Here is a 13,964-nt window from a genome sequence, read left to right as displayed (position 1 = left end):
TGTTGAAAAATCCAGATGCTGGCGGTCCCAGTTGGAGCGCGGCCATCCTTGCCCGCAAAATGCTCGTCGAGCGATCAGGTTTTTGCGGACTGGAAGTCCGCACTCCAACTGATTTTTCAACAGGCTCGGCTTTTAGCCGGCAAGATTATGCTTGCGAAAAACGAAGCCTGTTCCCGCATGATTTGCTGCTCCATCAGTAGCTGCGTAATCTCTTCTTTCGATGGCAGGCGAAGTTGCTTCTTATTTTTGATTCAAGGGTTCTGGTCGTCGGGTGAAATTCGGAGTGGATCCTGAAATTTCAGACCAGTGAAACGGAGAAAGTCGCTATCATGCGAACAGAGAGTCATCCCATGCTCTATCGCCAGGGCCGCCAAGTGCGCATCCGTTACCAATGGTCCGCGTATCTGGGCATCTTCGAGTAACTCACCCAAAATCTCCCAGTGTCTTTCGCCAGGTTCGAGCACCGCGACCGATGGCTGGGCCAGCCAGTGAGAAACAATTCCGCGCGCTTCTCTGGGAGTAAAGGGCTTTTTGAAAACATGGACGTTCGTTACGATCCGAAGAAAGGCGAGAATTGATTGCCATCCCAGCCTGACCGGCTCAGTTTGAGAAAATGTTTCTTCCAGCCATTGTTTCGCGCGTTCATGGTATTCGGACTGAGGGTTATAGGCATAAAGAAGTAAGTTTGCATCAATGAGAATCATTTATGAGAAGGCCCTTCCACCTGCTCCAATAACTCCCCGATATTGTCGAAATTCAAGCCTTCTCTCGGATACAGATTTCGTGTTTTTACCCGAAATTTCTTGCCCGGTTTCGTTTGTTTATTGCTGTTCAGTCCTATTCGGAGAAAATCGTTGACTGTTTCGCGAAAAGATTTTCCTGATTTTCTTGATTCGGATTTCAGTTTCGCGGCAACATCGTCGTCTAAGGTTAGTGTCGTACGCATATAATTGATAACATCATTATGTTAAATAAATAACATCTTGATGTCAATTGAAACTTTTGGCCGACTGGAAGCCGGCGTTAGAAACTAGGTATATAATGCTGGGAACATGGCGCTGATTAAATTTGTTGCGAACTATGACGATCTTTCTACGGATCGCGGATATCAGTTCAAGTTTTACTGTGACAAATGCAGGAACGGGTATTTATCCGCGTTTCAAGCGAATGTTACTGGAATGGCAGGCGGTTTGTTGCGCGCGGCTGGCAACTTGTTCGGAGGAGTTCTTGGCCGCGTGGGGAACAGTACTTACGAAATCCAGCGCGCGATTGGAGGAAAGGCGCACGATGATGCTTTGTTGAAGGCGGTCGAAGAAGGGAAGCAGCACTTCAAGCAATGCAGCAGGTGTGGCATGTGGGTCTGTCCCGAAGTTTGTTGGAATCAGCCGAGAGGTTTGTGCGAAGCTTGCGCGCCGGATGAAAAGGAGACGCTTGCTGCTGCTCAGGCGCAAGCAACCAGCGAACAAATTTTTCAGAAAGCCCGCGAAACCAATCTGGTGGGACACATCGACATGAGCAGCAAGGCAACCGCGGAAACTCCGGTTTGCCCAACCTGCGGAGCCAAAACGACTGGCAGTAAATTCTGTCCCGAATGCGGCGGCGCGCTTGTTGCAAAGATCAAGTGCAAACGCTGCGGTGTCGAAAGCGTTCCCTCGACTCTGTTTTGTCCGGATTGCGGCAACAAAATGACGCTCTAGTTCTTTAGTGCTGGCGACCAATTTAAGATCACACGCGCTTCAGACGGTGCAGACCATCCAGATCGGCAAACGCATAATCCTCTACAAATACAATGAGCTCAGAGGAAAGGACTTTTATCGCGACTGTTCGATCGAGTCGTGTATCGAGCGCGCGATACACTTCGCCCATTCCTCCAGCTCCGATCGCCACAACGATTTCATATGGACCGAGCTGGGTTCCCGGCGTCAGGGTCATAAGGGAGCACTATATCGTCTATGACGTCAAACCCGAGACCTTCTTCTACTCTGCTGTCAGCCTTCTTTTGCGTATTGTTTTGCTTTGCCGCGAATGAAAGCCAGATTCAGATTGTTCAATCCATTGTTGCCGGCAGCGCGTTCAAAGTATTTCTTAGCATTAGCTGCGTCTCCTTTGTCCTGATACGCAAGACCCAGCCGGAAGTTATTGAAAGGATCTTGCAGATTGGCTTGTTCCAGCTCACGAATCGCAACATCGTAATTTTTCTCGTGCATCGCGATCATGCCGGCAAGCTGGTGGGATTGCCAGATCCGGAATTGATTGTTCTCCGATTCAGCCAGCTTCCCGAACTCATCCGCAAACGCTCGCGCTTTTTTCACATCATCAAGCTTGAGGGATGCCCATGCGGACAGGAATTTGTAAGTCTGCTGCGCGACATTTTTTACTTCCGGCGAAAGGTCTGAATCGGCCGTGATTTTTGCGGCTTCATCGAATTTTGCCTGAGCTTCTTTTGCGTGACCATTTTCCATGAGGATAGTGCCGATTGTATTCAGGTCGCCTGTTATGTTTGTGGGATCCTCCATCTTGCGCGCCAGAGCAAGCATCTTCTCCTGTTCTTCCAGTGCCTTTTTCCAATTTCCTTCATCTAGATAAGAAATTGTCATTCCAAAAAGCGCCAGTCTGCGCTCCCCATCATTTCGCGCAATCGCGTACAGTTTGTCCAGCTCCTTTCTTGCGCTCGCATGTTTCCCTTTGAAATTGAGATTCGTGGCGATACCCGTGTAGGAGTTTACAAAATGGGAGTCGATCTTCAACGCTTTGCGATAGTTATCGATGGATTCATCGTAACGCCCGATTCGCATCAAGAGCTCGGCATAGGAGTCATACGGATTCGGATCGTTTGGAATCAACTCAATGTATTTCACGAAAGCTTTCTCGGATTTATCAAACTGCTCAACAAATCTCTGCGAGTATCCGAGCATGTTGTAAGAGTTTGAAAAACCGGGATTTATGGAAATTGCTTTTTCAAATTCACCAATCGCTTTCTCGTACTTCTGCAGGCCGAAGTAATAAGTGCCAAGTAAGTGGTGAGCGCGTTCGTCGTCCGGATACTTTGCAACCAGCTTTTCCAGATACTCTCCCTGCTGATTGGGGAAGCCTTTTACTGCAGCATCTGTGGCAAGGATCCATAACCGCTCTCCTTCGGATGCTTGATCGGCAAACTTGAGCGCCTGGTTGAGGTCTTTGAAAAAGTCTTCTGTGTTGGGTTCGGTGAAGGACAGATTTAAATGAGCGATTGCAAACTGCGGGTCTTCCTTGATGGCGTTCCGGAAATGTTGCGCGGACTCCTGAATCCTGAGCGTATCAGCCAGGTTGAGTCCCTGCAGATAATGGTTTCGCGCTTTTTCTGACGCCGTTGTTAGCGGTAGTTTCCCTTTTTGATCTGCTGATGCGAATTGAAACAATAAGATGAGAACAAGAAAAACACATGCAATGCGAGTATTCATGAAAGTCCTCCTTTCCTCATCATTTATAGGAGGACCGATCTGTTGCTCCAAGCAATGTGGGATGAGCGGAGTTCGAATGGCTACAAAGATGAGTAAATGTGGTGCGGACGACACGTCCGCAAATTTATTCCCGTTTTGGACGAAAGATTCCATTCATCGGATGATGGTAGGGTCCGTTCATTGATGAGGTATTGATTTCCAGGCCTCCCTTTCCATCCGGCCGGGTCAGCGCCCACTTTCCCGTGTCTTCGTTAAAGAGCCAGGTTTTGCGAACCAGACCCCCTTTCAGACTCCCATCCGGGCCGGCGCTCCACGATGCATCCACTTCATACACATGAATCTTATCTCCGTCCTTCGAAAACTTCTGAGCTCCCAAATCGGTGAGTCCGTTCTGTTCGGCCGTAGTCGCGATGTGATGATCGCGAACCAAGGCCGTATGACCGACATCACCTTTTGTTGGAGGATCCAGAGCAATCAAATCACCCGGCCTGACATCGGCCGGCTTTACCTGTGTGAAGTTGGGGTTGCCCTTTAAGTACATCAGATTCTCATCTGAAACGGATTGCAATTTAAACTTCCCGCGCGTCGCTCCGTGCACTTCGACAAACGCTTGCGATACGTATCCCGCACAATCGATTCCGATCCCGTGATTCCATTGCATCATGCGAATTGTTTCTGAATCGCTCAAACCGGGATGCTTCGCCTTTGCCTTTTCAAATTCACCGGATTTGATCAAGGCGTCCGTAACCATCTTGACCTGGTCTGCACTCGGTTTACCTGCCGCGGTAAAGCGAACAGCATCATGCATCTCCTTATTCCAGAGCTGCTGGTCTTTCGGCTTTCCTTTGTCATGTTTTTCGATCAGCTTCTGGAGATCTGCGCGTACTTGACTGGTCTCTTTGCGACCCGCCGGTCCGCTTGCGCCGTCTGTCATCCGGAAATGCGGTGTTGCCTCTACCTTTTTACCGCCAATTTCGTACGTGGAGTTGAAAGAATCCATATACGCATCGACCTTTCCCTGCAGCACAACGGACTTCACCTCACCCGCCGGATCTTTGGAAGCAAGCGCTTTATCTGTCTTGTCCAGGAGCTGCTTGAGCTCCGGGCCCGATTTACCGGACATCTGTTTGAGCAGATCCTCGCGAACATTCTTCGGAACGTTCGCTTTTTCCAGTTGTGGAGGCAACGTATTCACGCGAAGATTGTTTGCGGCGTTCGGGTCGGCGTCAGCTTGCAGAACAGCATTCTCCAAAACCATTTGGTTGATTTGACCAGAGAATCCAAGATCTCCTCGCATTGCATTTGCGTTGGACCGCGCCGTTCCATTACTTTCAGTTGTCTCCGACTGCTGCTTTGCCGGCGTTGTTTTTTCGGGCTTGATCTTGTTTTCTACCGCAGTTGTGGACGGCGTGCTTACGTGTCCTGCTCCGGACGGTCTGATTCCGTTACTCATGCGTACCTCCTACCTATCTAGAGATAAGAGCTTTTGCAGAAAATCTTTCAGTCGGCGGTGTCCAGGAATCATCGAGTAAGGCCTGTGTTAAACTTTAGAACGTGCCGCTGGAATCCGGACAATCGATCCTTCATTACCGCGTACTCGAAAAAATCGGACAGGGAGGGATGGGGGAGGTCTACAAAGCAGAAGATACAAAGCTCGGACGCCAGGTCGCGCTCAAGCTTTTGCCTCCTGATGCCGCTGAAGATGAAAAGGCCAAAAGGCGTTTGTTGCAGGAAGCAAGAGCCGCCTCCGCTCTGAACCATCCGAACATCGTCACGATTTACTCCATCGAAGAAGCAGAAGACTTGGCCTTTATTGGAATGGAGTACGTGGAAGGGCAGACGCTCAAATCGATGATTGATCATGCCCCGATTGAACCTTCGCGCCTTGTCCAGCTTGGCGCGCAAATAGCCGACGCCCTTGCTGCAGCGCACGCTGCAGGGCTGATCCACCGGGACATCAAGCCTTCGAACATATTAGTAACACCTGCTGGACAGGCCAAGATTTTGGACTTCGGCCTTGCAAAGCTGACGCAGGTTGCGGATCAGGCACTCAGCAATGAACATACGCTGAGCAAGCTGACGAAAACCGGAATGGTACTGGGAACTGTGGCCTACATGTCACCCGAGCAAACGCGCGGAGAGCTATTGGATGCGCGCACGGACATTTTTTCGCTCGGGTGCGTGCTTTACCAGGCATCAACAGGCAGAGTGCCTTTTACCGGTCCAAGCATTCTGTCCGTTTTGCATGAGATTGCCACAGCGGAGCCGCCGTCGCCAAGCACAATCAGCACCAGCGTTCCGCAAGGGCTCGATTCGATCATCAGACGGTGTTTAGCGAAAGATCGCAGCAGGCGCTATTCCTCAGCAGCGGAGCTTGCGAACGCGCTGCGAAGTCTGACATTTGCGAACCGTTACCAGATCTTGCGCGAGTTGGGCCGCGGCGGAATGGGCGTCGTGCACCTCGCTCATGATCCGCTCCTGGAACGGGACGTCGCGATCAAAGTCATTTCGCCGGATCTGCTAAGCGCAGATGCAGTGGAGCGATTCAAAAGGGAAGCGCGCGTCGTTGCCAAAATGGATCATCCCGCCATCGTTCACATTCATGACATCGGTGAACATGAAGGCTCGATCTTTTTCATCATGCCTTTCGTTCAGGGAACAAGCCTGCGCGCGTTCTTGAATGAGCAATCGTTAAGTCTGGGCGACGTGCTCGACATCGGAATTCAAGTTGCTGAAGGTCTTGAGTACAGTCATAAGCAAGGCGTCGTTCACCGCGACATCAAGCCGGAAAACATCATGGTGGCGCGCGAGGATTCCACCGTGCGTGTGCGCGTCACGGATTTCGGGTTGGCGACCGCTTCCACAGAACATCGATTGACACGCACCGGGTCAGTTGTTGGCACGATGTGCTATTTGAGTCCTGAACAGTTATCAACAAAAATTATCGATGCGCGAACCGATGTTTATTCGCTAGGAGTTGTGCTGTACGAATGCTTAACCGGCAAGCCTCCTTTCTCCGGTGAAGTGCAATCGGTCCTTTACAGGATCGCGCATGAGTCTCCCGATCCTCCGCGAATGCTGGGTGCGGAAGTCCAGGAAGAGCTGGAAAACATCATCATGCAATGTCTGGAAAAAGATCCGGCGAAACGCCCGCAGCATGCAAAAGACCTGGCTGATGCTTTGATCCGGCATCGTTCAAAACTGCGGGAAAGCGAACGAGGCCAGAAACTCTCCGCGATTCATAGACCTTCGTCCTACATTCAGCGTCCTGCGCCGTCGCCTTTCATCGGAAGAGAAAAGGAGTTCACCGAACTGCAGCGCAGGATGAGCTCAGCAGCACTACAAGGCGAATGCCAGTTTGTTGTGGTTTCAGGGGAAGCAGGAATCGGAAAAACCCGCCTTCTGGAAGAGCTGGAAAATATTGCAAAGGCGAAGAAAATCCGCGTCCTGCACAGCCGATTTGTGGAGCTCGATCAAGCGTTTCCCTATCAGGGGTTCTGTGAGGTCATCCAGGAATATTTTCATGCAAAGATGAGCGGCTCTTCCTCTGGACCTGTCGATTTTTCGGATCTGGCGCCCGATCTGATTTCACTTTTTCCGGTACTGGCTGAAATGGATGAGATCACAGGCGGCCACAAGCCGGCTGCCTCCGAAACACAGCGAATGCAGGATCGCACCTATATATATGATGTGCTTGCGCGTTCCTTTCTGCGCATCGGGGCGGGGAAGCCGCTGGTGCTCTTTTTTGAAGACCTCCACAATGCCGATGTTTCACTCGAAGCGCTGCAGTACATCGTTAGACGGCTCGCCACAACTCCCACTTTGATCGTGGGGAGTTATCGCAGCGGGGACATAGACAAGCACCATCCGTTGAACCGCATGCTCGATAGCTTTCTCGGCGATCGTCGTTTCTTGTCGATGCAGCTCGGATCCTTCGGCGCCGCGGAGCATCAAACCTTGCTGCAAACTTTAATCGGAAGCTCCGAATTGGAACCGGATTTTGTGCAGCGGCTTTTCCAGGCCACAGAAGGGAATCCGCATTTCACGAAAGAGCTGGTCCGATCGCTGATCGACTCCGGCAAAATTGTTCAAACCGACACTGGCGCGTGGAATCTATCAGGTGAAGCCGCATTAACTTCGGAATCTCTGCCTCCCACAATTCAACAGGCGGTGGAAAAACGAATCGAGCGTTTGCCGGAAGATTGGCGCGAAATCCTTTCGACCGCTTCTATCATTGGAAAAACGTTTGAATTCCAGGATCTCGAAGCGCTTGCCGAAGGAAAAGAGGTGGAAGACAAGATCGATCAATTGCTCGGGACCGGATTCATCGAAGAAGTTCGCGAATCGCGCGGCGATGTTCTTGCGTTTTCCAGCGGCGTGGTGCGCGACGTTTTGTACGCAAAAGTTCCGCGCCGCAAAAGACGCTCGCTTCATCGCAAATATGCGGAGCAGCTCGAAAAGCGTAATGCCGGTCGGTTGGAGCGAATCTATCCACTACTCGTGCATCACTACTCGGAAGGGGACATTCCGGAAAAGGTGATTGAATTCGGAGTGAAGCTCGCTCGTAAATCTCTGGATGCGCTGAGCGCTGAAGATGCACGGCGCGCAGCAAACACAGTTCTCGATTTCATTGAAGAGGAGTCCGGACAAACATCGGCTCTGGAAGGCGAAGCTCGATCGCTTCTAGCGCAGGCGCATCGTCTCGCGGGAGACATGGACGCTGCGCTACAGGAGTTCGAGTTTGCGATCCGCGTTTTCGAACGCCGCAAAGAGCCTTTGCTTGTTTTGAATTCTTTGATCCTGGCCGCAGAAACTGCGTGGGAAGCCCGCAAAACGGATGAAACAAGACAGTGGGTGGAGAAAGGCCTGGTTCTCGCTCGCGAAACTGAGCAACAGGAAACGCTGGCCAAGTTGCTGTCGCTTGCTGCAACGGTGGCGAATTTGCGCGGCGAATACGATAAGGTGAAACAGTATTTAGAGGAAGCGGAACGTCTCAAACCTGCGGTCAAAGAAAAAGAGGAAGTAGTTCCGCAGGGTGGAACGCTTCAGGTCGCGCTTCCAGTTCCGCTCGGCGCATTCCATCCGGCTCAGACCGGCATCATTGAAGAAAACGAAGTGAGTGGAAATGTTTTTGAAACACTCCTGGATATGGATGAACAGGGACACATTGTTCCGCGCCTCTGCGAATCGTGGCAAGTGTTGGAGCAGGGAAAGTCCTTTCTGTTTACGCTTCGCCCCAATGTCCTGATGCACCACGGGGAACCGTTAACAGCGGAACAGGTCAAAACCGCTTTTGAAAAAGGGATCCGCTTGAGCGCTGGAAACTTGCCCGCTGGCTTTGCCGCGATTCGTGGAGTGAGCGCTTATATCGAAGGCGCTAAGGATTCTGTAGAAGGAATCAGTGTTGAGTCTCAGAACCGGTTAAAAATTCTACTGGAAGAGCCGCTTCCGTTGTTTCCCTCACTTCTCACCGATTCGAGGTTGGCAATCGCAGGGGAAACTTTGATCGGAACCGGACCCTTCAAAATCCGTTCGTATCAACCGGACCATGTCACGCTCGATAGGAACGAGCAGTACTGGAAAGGAACGATACCACCACTCGATTCCATCGAATTTCACTGCGGTGTGAGCTCTGCCGAAATCGCAAGCGGTTTGAAATCGGGCAAGTTTGATCTTGCGAGCAATTTATTGCCGAAAGACCTGGAGGAGATTTTACAGGATCGACGCGCTGGAGTTGTGGAAGTACCAAAGAAAAATGTTTACTACGTCATCTTCAACGATCGAAGCGAGATCAGCAGAAATGATGATCTCCGCAAAGCATTGTGTGGCGCGGTTCGAATTGATGATCTGGTGCGCGGAACGTTCGGACGCTTTGCGCAGCCGGCCACCGGTGTGATTCCTCCCGGAATTCTTGGACACGATCCGGGCAGGAGACGGCAACCACTTCTCCAGGAGGAGGCCTTACAGCTCATCGATTCGACCAAACTTCCAAAGAAGCCGATCCGCTTAAAGGCCGCAGTTCATCCCATTTTTCAAGATCGCTATCAGTCCCTGACAAAGGCTCTATTCAACAACTGGGCAGACCTCGGTGTGGAGGTCTCCATCGAAACTTTGACGATCGCTTCGTATCTGGCGTCTTATCAGGAAGCGGGAGGAAGTGAAGGGATCGACCTATTGATTGGAAGATGGAATGCCGATTACGACGATCCGGACAATTTCACTTACTTCCTGTTTCATTCGAAAGCAGGCCTTTACAAGTTTTATTCATCTGAAGATCTGGACAAGCTGATGGAGGAAGCGCGCGTCGAAACCGATCCGGCAGCCCGTGTGAGAATGTATCGAAAGATAGAAGGCATCCTGATAGAGACCGGATATGTTCTGCCTCTGTTCTACGATATCGATTACCGTGTGGCAAGTCCGAAAGTTCGCAAGCTCGCGTTGCGCAGCAGTTCTCCGTTTGTGAATTATGCTGAGCTTGGAAAAACGGAATCGGGCGCGCCTGCCGTACGGCGGAAAAGCGCAGGTGGAATTATTTCCATTCCGATGGGGACCAGACTAGCTCACCTGGATCCTTCTTTAACCGGCACACTGCAGCAGGCTGAAGTATTGCCGAATATTTTCGAGACTTTGGCCCGCCAGACGGAAGGCGTGCGAATTATTCCGTGGCTGGCTTCAGACATTGATGTCGAAGAAGGGGGCAGACGGTTTCGTTTTCGTTTACGAAAGGATGTTCGGTTTCACGATGGCAGACGATTGACTTCAAGAGACGTGCGGTACTCTTTCGAGCATCTTTTACAGAACCCTGAGAGTCGGAGTCGTTTCCTTTTTTCTCCGATTCAAGGAGCGAAAGAGTTACTCAACGCTCAAGCCACCGAATTAAAAGGCTTTCGGATTCTATCTGCTTCTGAGTTTACGATTGATCTCGAACAGCCACTTTCCTTTTTCCCGGCCCTTGTATCATATCCGACCGCTGCGATTGTACCGGAGGGAACGAAACAATTTGATGCGAGCTGGCGCGAAGGATCTGTAGGAACCGGTCCGTTTCGCATTCTACGATTCGAGCCTGGGGAGCGACTCGAGCTGGAAGCAAATCCGGATTACTGGCGCGCGGGATATCCGAAAAGTGAGGGTCTGGTGTTTTCATTTGGTGTTCCACCAAAGGAAATTTTGTCCGGGTTCCGTTCCGGGCGGTTCTCACTTGCCGGGGAACTGTTTCCTTCGGATGTGGAATTGCTCAGACATGAATCCGAATTCGCTTCCCTTTACAGGGAAACTCCTCGACTTTCCACGTACTTTATTGCCTTCAACATCCATCAGGGCCTTTTTTCTGAAGAGAAACTTCGCCATCAGTTCATTCGAGCGTTAAATGTGGAAACACTTGTCAGGCGAAATTTGGGAAGACTTGCTATGCCGGCGCATAGCCTGATTCCTCCCGGTCTGCTTGGTTACGAACCAGCCGGACGAAGCGTTCCAGCGGCCCCGGAAAAAGGCAGAGACAATTTCGACGTGACGGCATTCATACATTCGATTTTTGACGGGGCTTATTCCTCTTTTGCGAAAAGTGTTTATCAGGCGCTTCAGGAAAGCGGATTCCACTCGCGCGTGGATGCGGCAAAAACTGATCAGATTTCCTCATTTTTGGTTCCGAAATTTGATTTCACGCTTACGCGGTGGATTGGAGACTATCCGGATGCAGATACGTTTTTCGATGGCATCGTCCATACGAAAGACGGACTAGTTGGTAGGTTTTGCGGCACACCCGAAATGGATCGACTCATCGAAAGAGGACGGCAGGAAACGCATCCCCAACTCCGCCATGACATTTATCAGCAAGCTGAAAAGTTGATCCGCAAGCAGGCACTGATCCTTCCGTTGTTTCATGAACAGGAGTATCGCTTCGCACGTCCCGAAGTCCAGGACTTCGAAGTCACCTTCGCGATCCAGTCCGTCCCGTACGAAAACCTCTCGCTGGGGCGCTGATCTACAGTTGCGGGCCACGGCCGCGCTGTTCCTCTCTCCTGGGCATTCAGCCTTTATCGTTGCCGCTCCGTCACTGCGCCGTTGCGTCCGTGCACGAAATCTGATGAAATACGACGCAACAGGATGAATGATGAAACATAGAATTGCTGTAGCTTTATTGATCGTATCGACACTGGTTTTTGCGCAAGAACCACCGCCGCCTGAAAAAGAGAAACCGGTTGCAGAACCGGTAGAATTTGTAAGCCATCACAAAATTACAATCGGAAGCGAAGTGCTCAATTATTCGGCGGTTGCAGGGGAAATTTTTCTCAAGGACCAGGAAGGCACGCCACAGGCAAGCATCTTTACGATTGCGTATTTGAAAGAGGGAGTTGCCGATCCGAAAACGCGGCCCGTTACTTTCCTGTTTAATGGCGGCCCAGGATCCAGCGCGGTCTGGTTGCACCTCGGCGCATTTGGGCCCAAGCGCCTCGCATTTTCCAACGATGCTGTAATCCCGGGAGCTCCACCTTTTGAACTGACCGACAATCCGGATACTCTGTTGCGCTATTCAGATCTCGTTTTTGTGGATCCGGTCGGCACCGGTTACAGTCGCGCGCTCGGTAAGAAAAAGGATTCGGAATTCTGGGGTGTGGATGAGGATTCGGCATCGATCGCGCAGTTCATTCGAAGCTATCTCACAAAAAACAAACGCTGGAATTCACCAAAATTTATTGCCGGTGAGAGTTATGGAACGATTCGCGCGAGTGTGCTCATCAGGGATCTGGAGCTGAAGCTGCTGGATAGTGTTGCGTTTGACGGGGTCATTCTGCTTTCTACGGCGCTGGACGTGCGCACCTTCATGACAGCCGGTCCGGGAAACGAGCTTCCGTACGTGACCAATCTGCCAACTTTCGCTGCGACCGCCTACTATCACAATGCATTGCCGGCAAAAACAGCAGATCTGGACACATTTTTGCGTGAAGCCAGAGTATTTGCGGGCGCTGAATATCTTGCGGCGCTCTTTCAGGGAGATTCGCTTCCTTCCGATCGGGTAGACCAAATTGCAGCGAAGCTTAATCACTTCACAGGATTGAGTGTGGAGTATCTGAAGCGGACCCGTCTCAGAATCGACAGCAATCGATTCCTGAAAGAGCTTTTGCGCGCGCGTGGCCAGACGATCGCGATCCACGACACACGATTTTTGGGCAAGGATCCGGATGATGCGGGTGAAGCCGTTCAGTTTGATCCGTTTCTATTCGGAATCGCGGGACCTTTTGTTACAACAATCAACAGTTATCTCTCCGGCGATTTGAAGGTGAAGATGGAACGCCCCTACGTAGTCTTTTCGCTGGAAGCGAGTGGGAGTTGGAAGAGAGCCGGCAACAACACCTCCGCATTCGATGGATTTCTATACACCGCTCAGTATCTTGCGCAGGCAGCCGCCACCAATAAGGATTTTCGTGTTTTTGTCGCGAGCGGTTTGCATGATCTCGCCACCGCCTTTTACGCAACCGAATACATCTTCGATCACAGCGGAATCCCGAAAGACCGTGTGACCCTGAAGAATTATTTCGGCGGCCACATGATGTACATGTACGCTCCGTCATCAAAACAGATGGCCGAAGATCTCCGCGTGTTCATCCAGGGCAAGTAAACAAAGTGGTGTGAACGTCTCATCCGCGCAAATATTTTTGGGTTCCTCCTTTCGCTCATCCTTTCGTTCGTCTTAGGTATCATGACCGAACAATGACGCGGTCGCTGGAGGAAAAGATGAGCACTAGAATCGGAGGTTCCGCAGCACAACCTCCCACGATTGAGATGCCGGTAGCTGTCGACTCGAATTCAATGAATCAGCCGAGGGCGATGGAGCAACCCAAAACGGCTGAGCCTGAGGCTAAAAGCATTTCTGCACAAACAGAAAAATTCACAATTGGCGGAGCATTCCATGGCAGGACGGATGATGTCCGTTCAGCTCCAGTCCAAAGCAACGGCAAAAGCCAACGAACCAGACTTATCAAACATGTCCGTGGTGCCGATGGCATAAGAGTCTGAAGAACGAAGCAATCCGGGCTAAATGCCCGATTTCTTTGGAGGACGCCATACGCATCGTAAGCGAATTCGTAACGCATTATAACGAACGCAGGCTGCACAGCGCGATTGGATACATCACGCCTCTGGCCAAGCTGGAAGGCCGCGAGAAGCAGATTTTTGCAGAAAGGGATCGTAAGCTTGAAGCCGCGCGAGAACAGCGCCGGATCGCACGGCAGGCAGCAGCGCAGAGCATTTCAGAACAATTACTACAGAATTAGTAGTTATGAAAATTCAGGATACGTTCGATTCTATATTGAAACCGATTGAGGGTACTATTACACTGAATTTGTCCGGTCAAACGGAAGCGAGCTCTGCTGAGGAGCAACTCGCCAGGAATAACCCGATCAGGTTGCGAACAGAAAAAAAATACTTACAATTAAAAACAAAATATGAGAAAACTAATTGCAGCAATCAATATGACACTTGACGGGTTTTGCGACCACACGGCATTAATTGCAGATGAAGAAATAC

13 protein-coding genes are annotated in these 13,964 nt (G+C 50.9%); 8 read left to right on the top strand and 5 right to left on the bottom strand.

Annotation, left to right across the window (positions count from 1 at the left end; genetic code table 11):
• On the top strand, window positions 1-200 hold a 200-nt coding region (locus tag L0156_30180; GenBank protein ID MCI0607270.1), incomplete at its 5' end, for a hypothetical protein.
• A 51-nt stretch (window positions 201-251) separates the two neighbouring features.
• On the opposite strand, the gene L0156_30175 is transcribed toward L0156_30180, so the two are convergent.
• Both L0156_30175 and L0156_30170 read right to left on the bottom strand, forming a co-directional pair.
• Window positions 252-704, bottom strand: coding sequence for a type II toxin-antitoxin system VapC family toxin (locus tag L0156_30175; GenBank protein MCI0607269.1), 453 nt, complete (start codon window positions 702-704; stop codon window positions 252-254).
• Window positions 701-946: a DUF2191 domain-containing protein gene (locus tag L0156_30170; GenBank protein ID MCI0607268.1), complete on the bottom strand. Its 246-nt coding sequence runs from the start codon at window positions 944-946 to the stop codon at window positions 701-703. The genes L0156_30175 and L0156_30170 overlap by 4 nt, the downstream gene beginning before the upstream one ends.
• 106 nt (window positions 947-1,052) lie before the next feature.
• Here L0156_30170 and L0156_30165 point away from each other — a divergent pair, with 106 nt between their 5' ends.
• The gene (locus tag L0156_30165; protein ID MCI0607267.1) at window positions 1,053-1,697 is read left to right on the top strand and encodes a zinc ribbon domain-containing protein; all 645 of its coding nucleotides are present in this window, start codon (window positions 1,053-1,055) and stop codon (window positions 1,695-1,697) included.
• A gap of 28 nt (window positions 1,698-1,725) precedes the next feature.
• Here the strand turns inward: L0156_30165 and L0156_30160 are convergent, their stop codons facing one another.
• The 3 genes from L0156_30160 to L0156_30150 all read right to left on the bottom strand — a co-directional run bounded on the left by L0156_30160 (window position 1,726) and on the right by L0156_30150 (window position 4,893).
• Entirely contained in the window at window positions 1,726-1,932 is a 207-nt protein-coding gene (locus tag L0156_30160; protein ID MCI0607266.1) for a hypothetical protein, read from the bottom strand.
• Window positions 1,933-1,988: 56 nt separating this feature from the next.
• Window positions 1,989-3,440 (bottom strand): tetratricopeptide repeat protein, encoded by a 1,452-nt coding sequence (locus L0156_30155; protein ID MCI0607265.1) that lies wholly within the window; start codon window positions 3,438-3,440, stop codon window positions 1,989-1,991.
• A gap of 124 nt (window positions 3,441-3,564) precedes the next feature.
• Window positions 3,565-4,893, bottom strand: coding sequence for a hypothetical protein (locus tag L0156_30150; GenBank protein MCI0607264.1), 1,329 nt, complete (start codon window positions 4,891-4,893; stop codon window positions 3,565-3,567).
• Window positions 4,894-4,994: 101 nt separating this feature from the next.
• On the opposite strand from L0156_30150, the gene L0156_30145 reads away from it, so the two are divergent.
• The 6 genes from L0156_30145 to L0156_30120 form a co-directional block, all read left to right on the top strand.
• A complete protein-coding gene (locus L0156_30145) occupies window positions 4,995-11,420 on the top strand; it encodes an ABC transporter substrate-binding protein (GenBank protein ID MCI0607263.1) in 6,426 nt (2,141 codons plus the stop codon).
• A 130-nt stretch (window positions 11,421-11,550) separates the two neighbouring features.
• Window positions 11,551-13,056 (top strand): peptidase S10, encoded by a 1,506-nt coding sequence (locus L0156_30140; protein ID MCI0607262.1) that lies wholly within the window; start codon window positions 11,551-11,553, stop codon window positions 13,054-13,056.
• 116 nt (window positions 13,057-13,172) lie between these two features.
• Complete coding sequence (locus tag L0156_30135) at window positions 13,173-13,454, top strand: hypothetical protein (protein ID MCI0607261.1); 282 nt, start codon at window positions 13,173-13,175, stop codon at window positions 13,452-13,454.
• A gap of 35 nt (window positions 13,455-13,489) precedes the next feature.
• Window positions 13,490-13,711: an integrase core domain-containing protein gene (locus tag L0156_30130; GenBank protein ID MCI0607260.1), complete on the top strand. Its 222-nt coding sequence runs from the start codon at window positions 13,490-13,492 to the stop codon at window positions 13,709-13,711.
• Between the two features lie 5 nt (window positions 13,712-13,716).
• Window positions 13,717-13,920, top strand: a complete 204-nt coding sequence (locus L0156_30125; protein ID MCI0607259.1) for a hypothetical protein — start codon at window positions 13,717-13,719, stop codon at window positions 13,918-13,920.
• Window positions 13,883-13,964, top strand: an 82-nt coding sequence (locus L0156_30120; GenBank protein MCI0607258.1) for a dihydrofolate reductase, incomplete at its 3' end; no start/stop codon positions are given. The genes L0156_30125 and L0156_30120, both read left to right, overlap by 38 nt.

This window comes from bacterium, assembly GCA_022616075.1.
GTDB lineage: Bacteria > Acidobacteriota > HRBIN11 > JAKEFK01 > JAKEFK01 > JAKEFK01.
Note: the sequence above shows the minus strand (reverse complement) of the source record. Positions and strands in the feature narration are given on the sequence as shown.

Excerpts from the sequence above, each read along its gene's own strand:
- L0156_30175 (MCI0607269.1), bottom strand. The coding sequence starts at position 704 with ATGATTCTCATTGATGCAAACTTACTTCTTTATGCCTATAACCCTCAG.
- L0156_30170 (MCI0607268.1), bottom strand. The coding sequence starts at position 946 with ATGCGTACGACACTAACCTTAGACGACGATGTTGCCGCGAAACTGAAA.
- L0156_30165 (MCI0607267.1), top strand. The coding sequence starts at position 1,053 with ATGGCGCTGATTAAATTTGTTGCGAACTATGACGATCTTTCTACGGAT.
- L0156_30160 (MCI0607266.1), bottom strand. The coding sequence starts at position 1,932 with ATGACCCTGACGCCGGGAACCCAGCTCGGTCCATATGAAATCGTTGTG.
- L0156_30155 (MCI0607265.1), bottom strand. The coding sequence starts at position 3,440 with ATGAATACTCGCATTGCATGTGTTTTTCTTGTTCTCATCTTATTGTTT.
- L0156_30150 (MCI0607264.1), bottom strand. The coding sequence starts at position 4,893 with ATGAGTAACGGAATCAGACCGTCCGGAGCAGGACACGTAAGCACGCCG.
- L0156_30140 (MCI0607262.1), top strand. The coding sequence starts at position 11,551 with ATGAAACATAGAATTGCTGTAGCTTTATTGATCGTATCGACACTGGTT.
- L0156_30135 (MCI0607261.1), top strand. The coding sequence starts at position 13,173 with ATGAGCACTAGAATCGGAGGTTCCGCAGCACAACCTCCCACGATTGAG.
- L0156_30125 (MCI0607259.1), top strand. The coding sequence starts at position 13,717 with ATGAAAATTCAGGATACGTTCGATTCTATATTGAAACCGATTGAGGGT.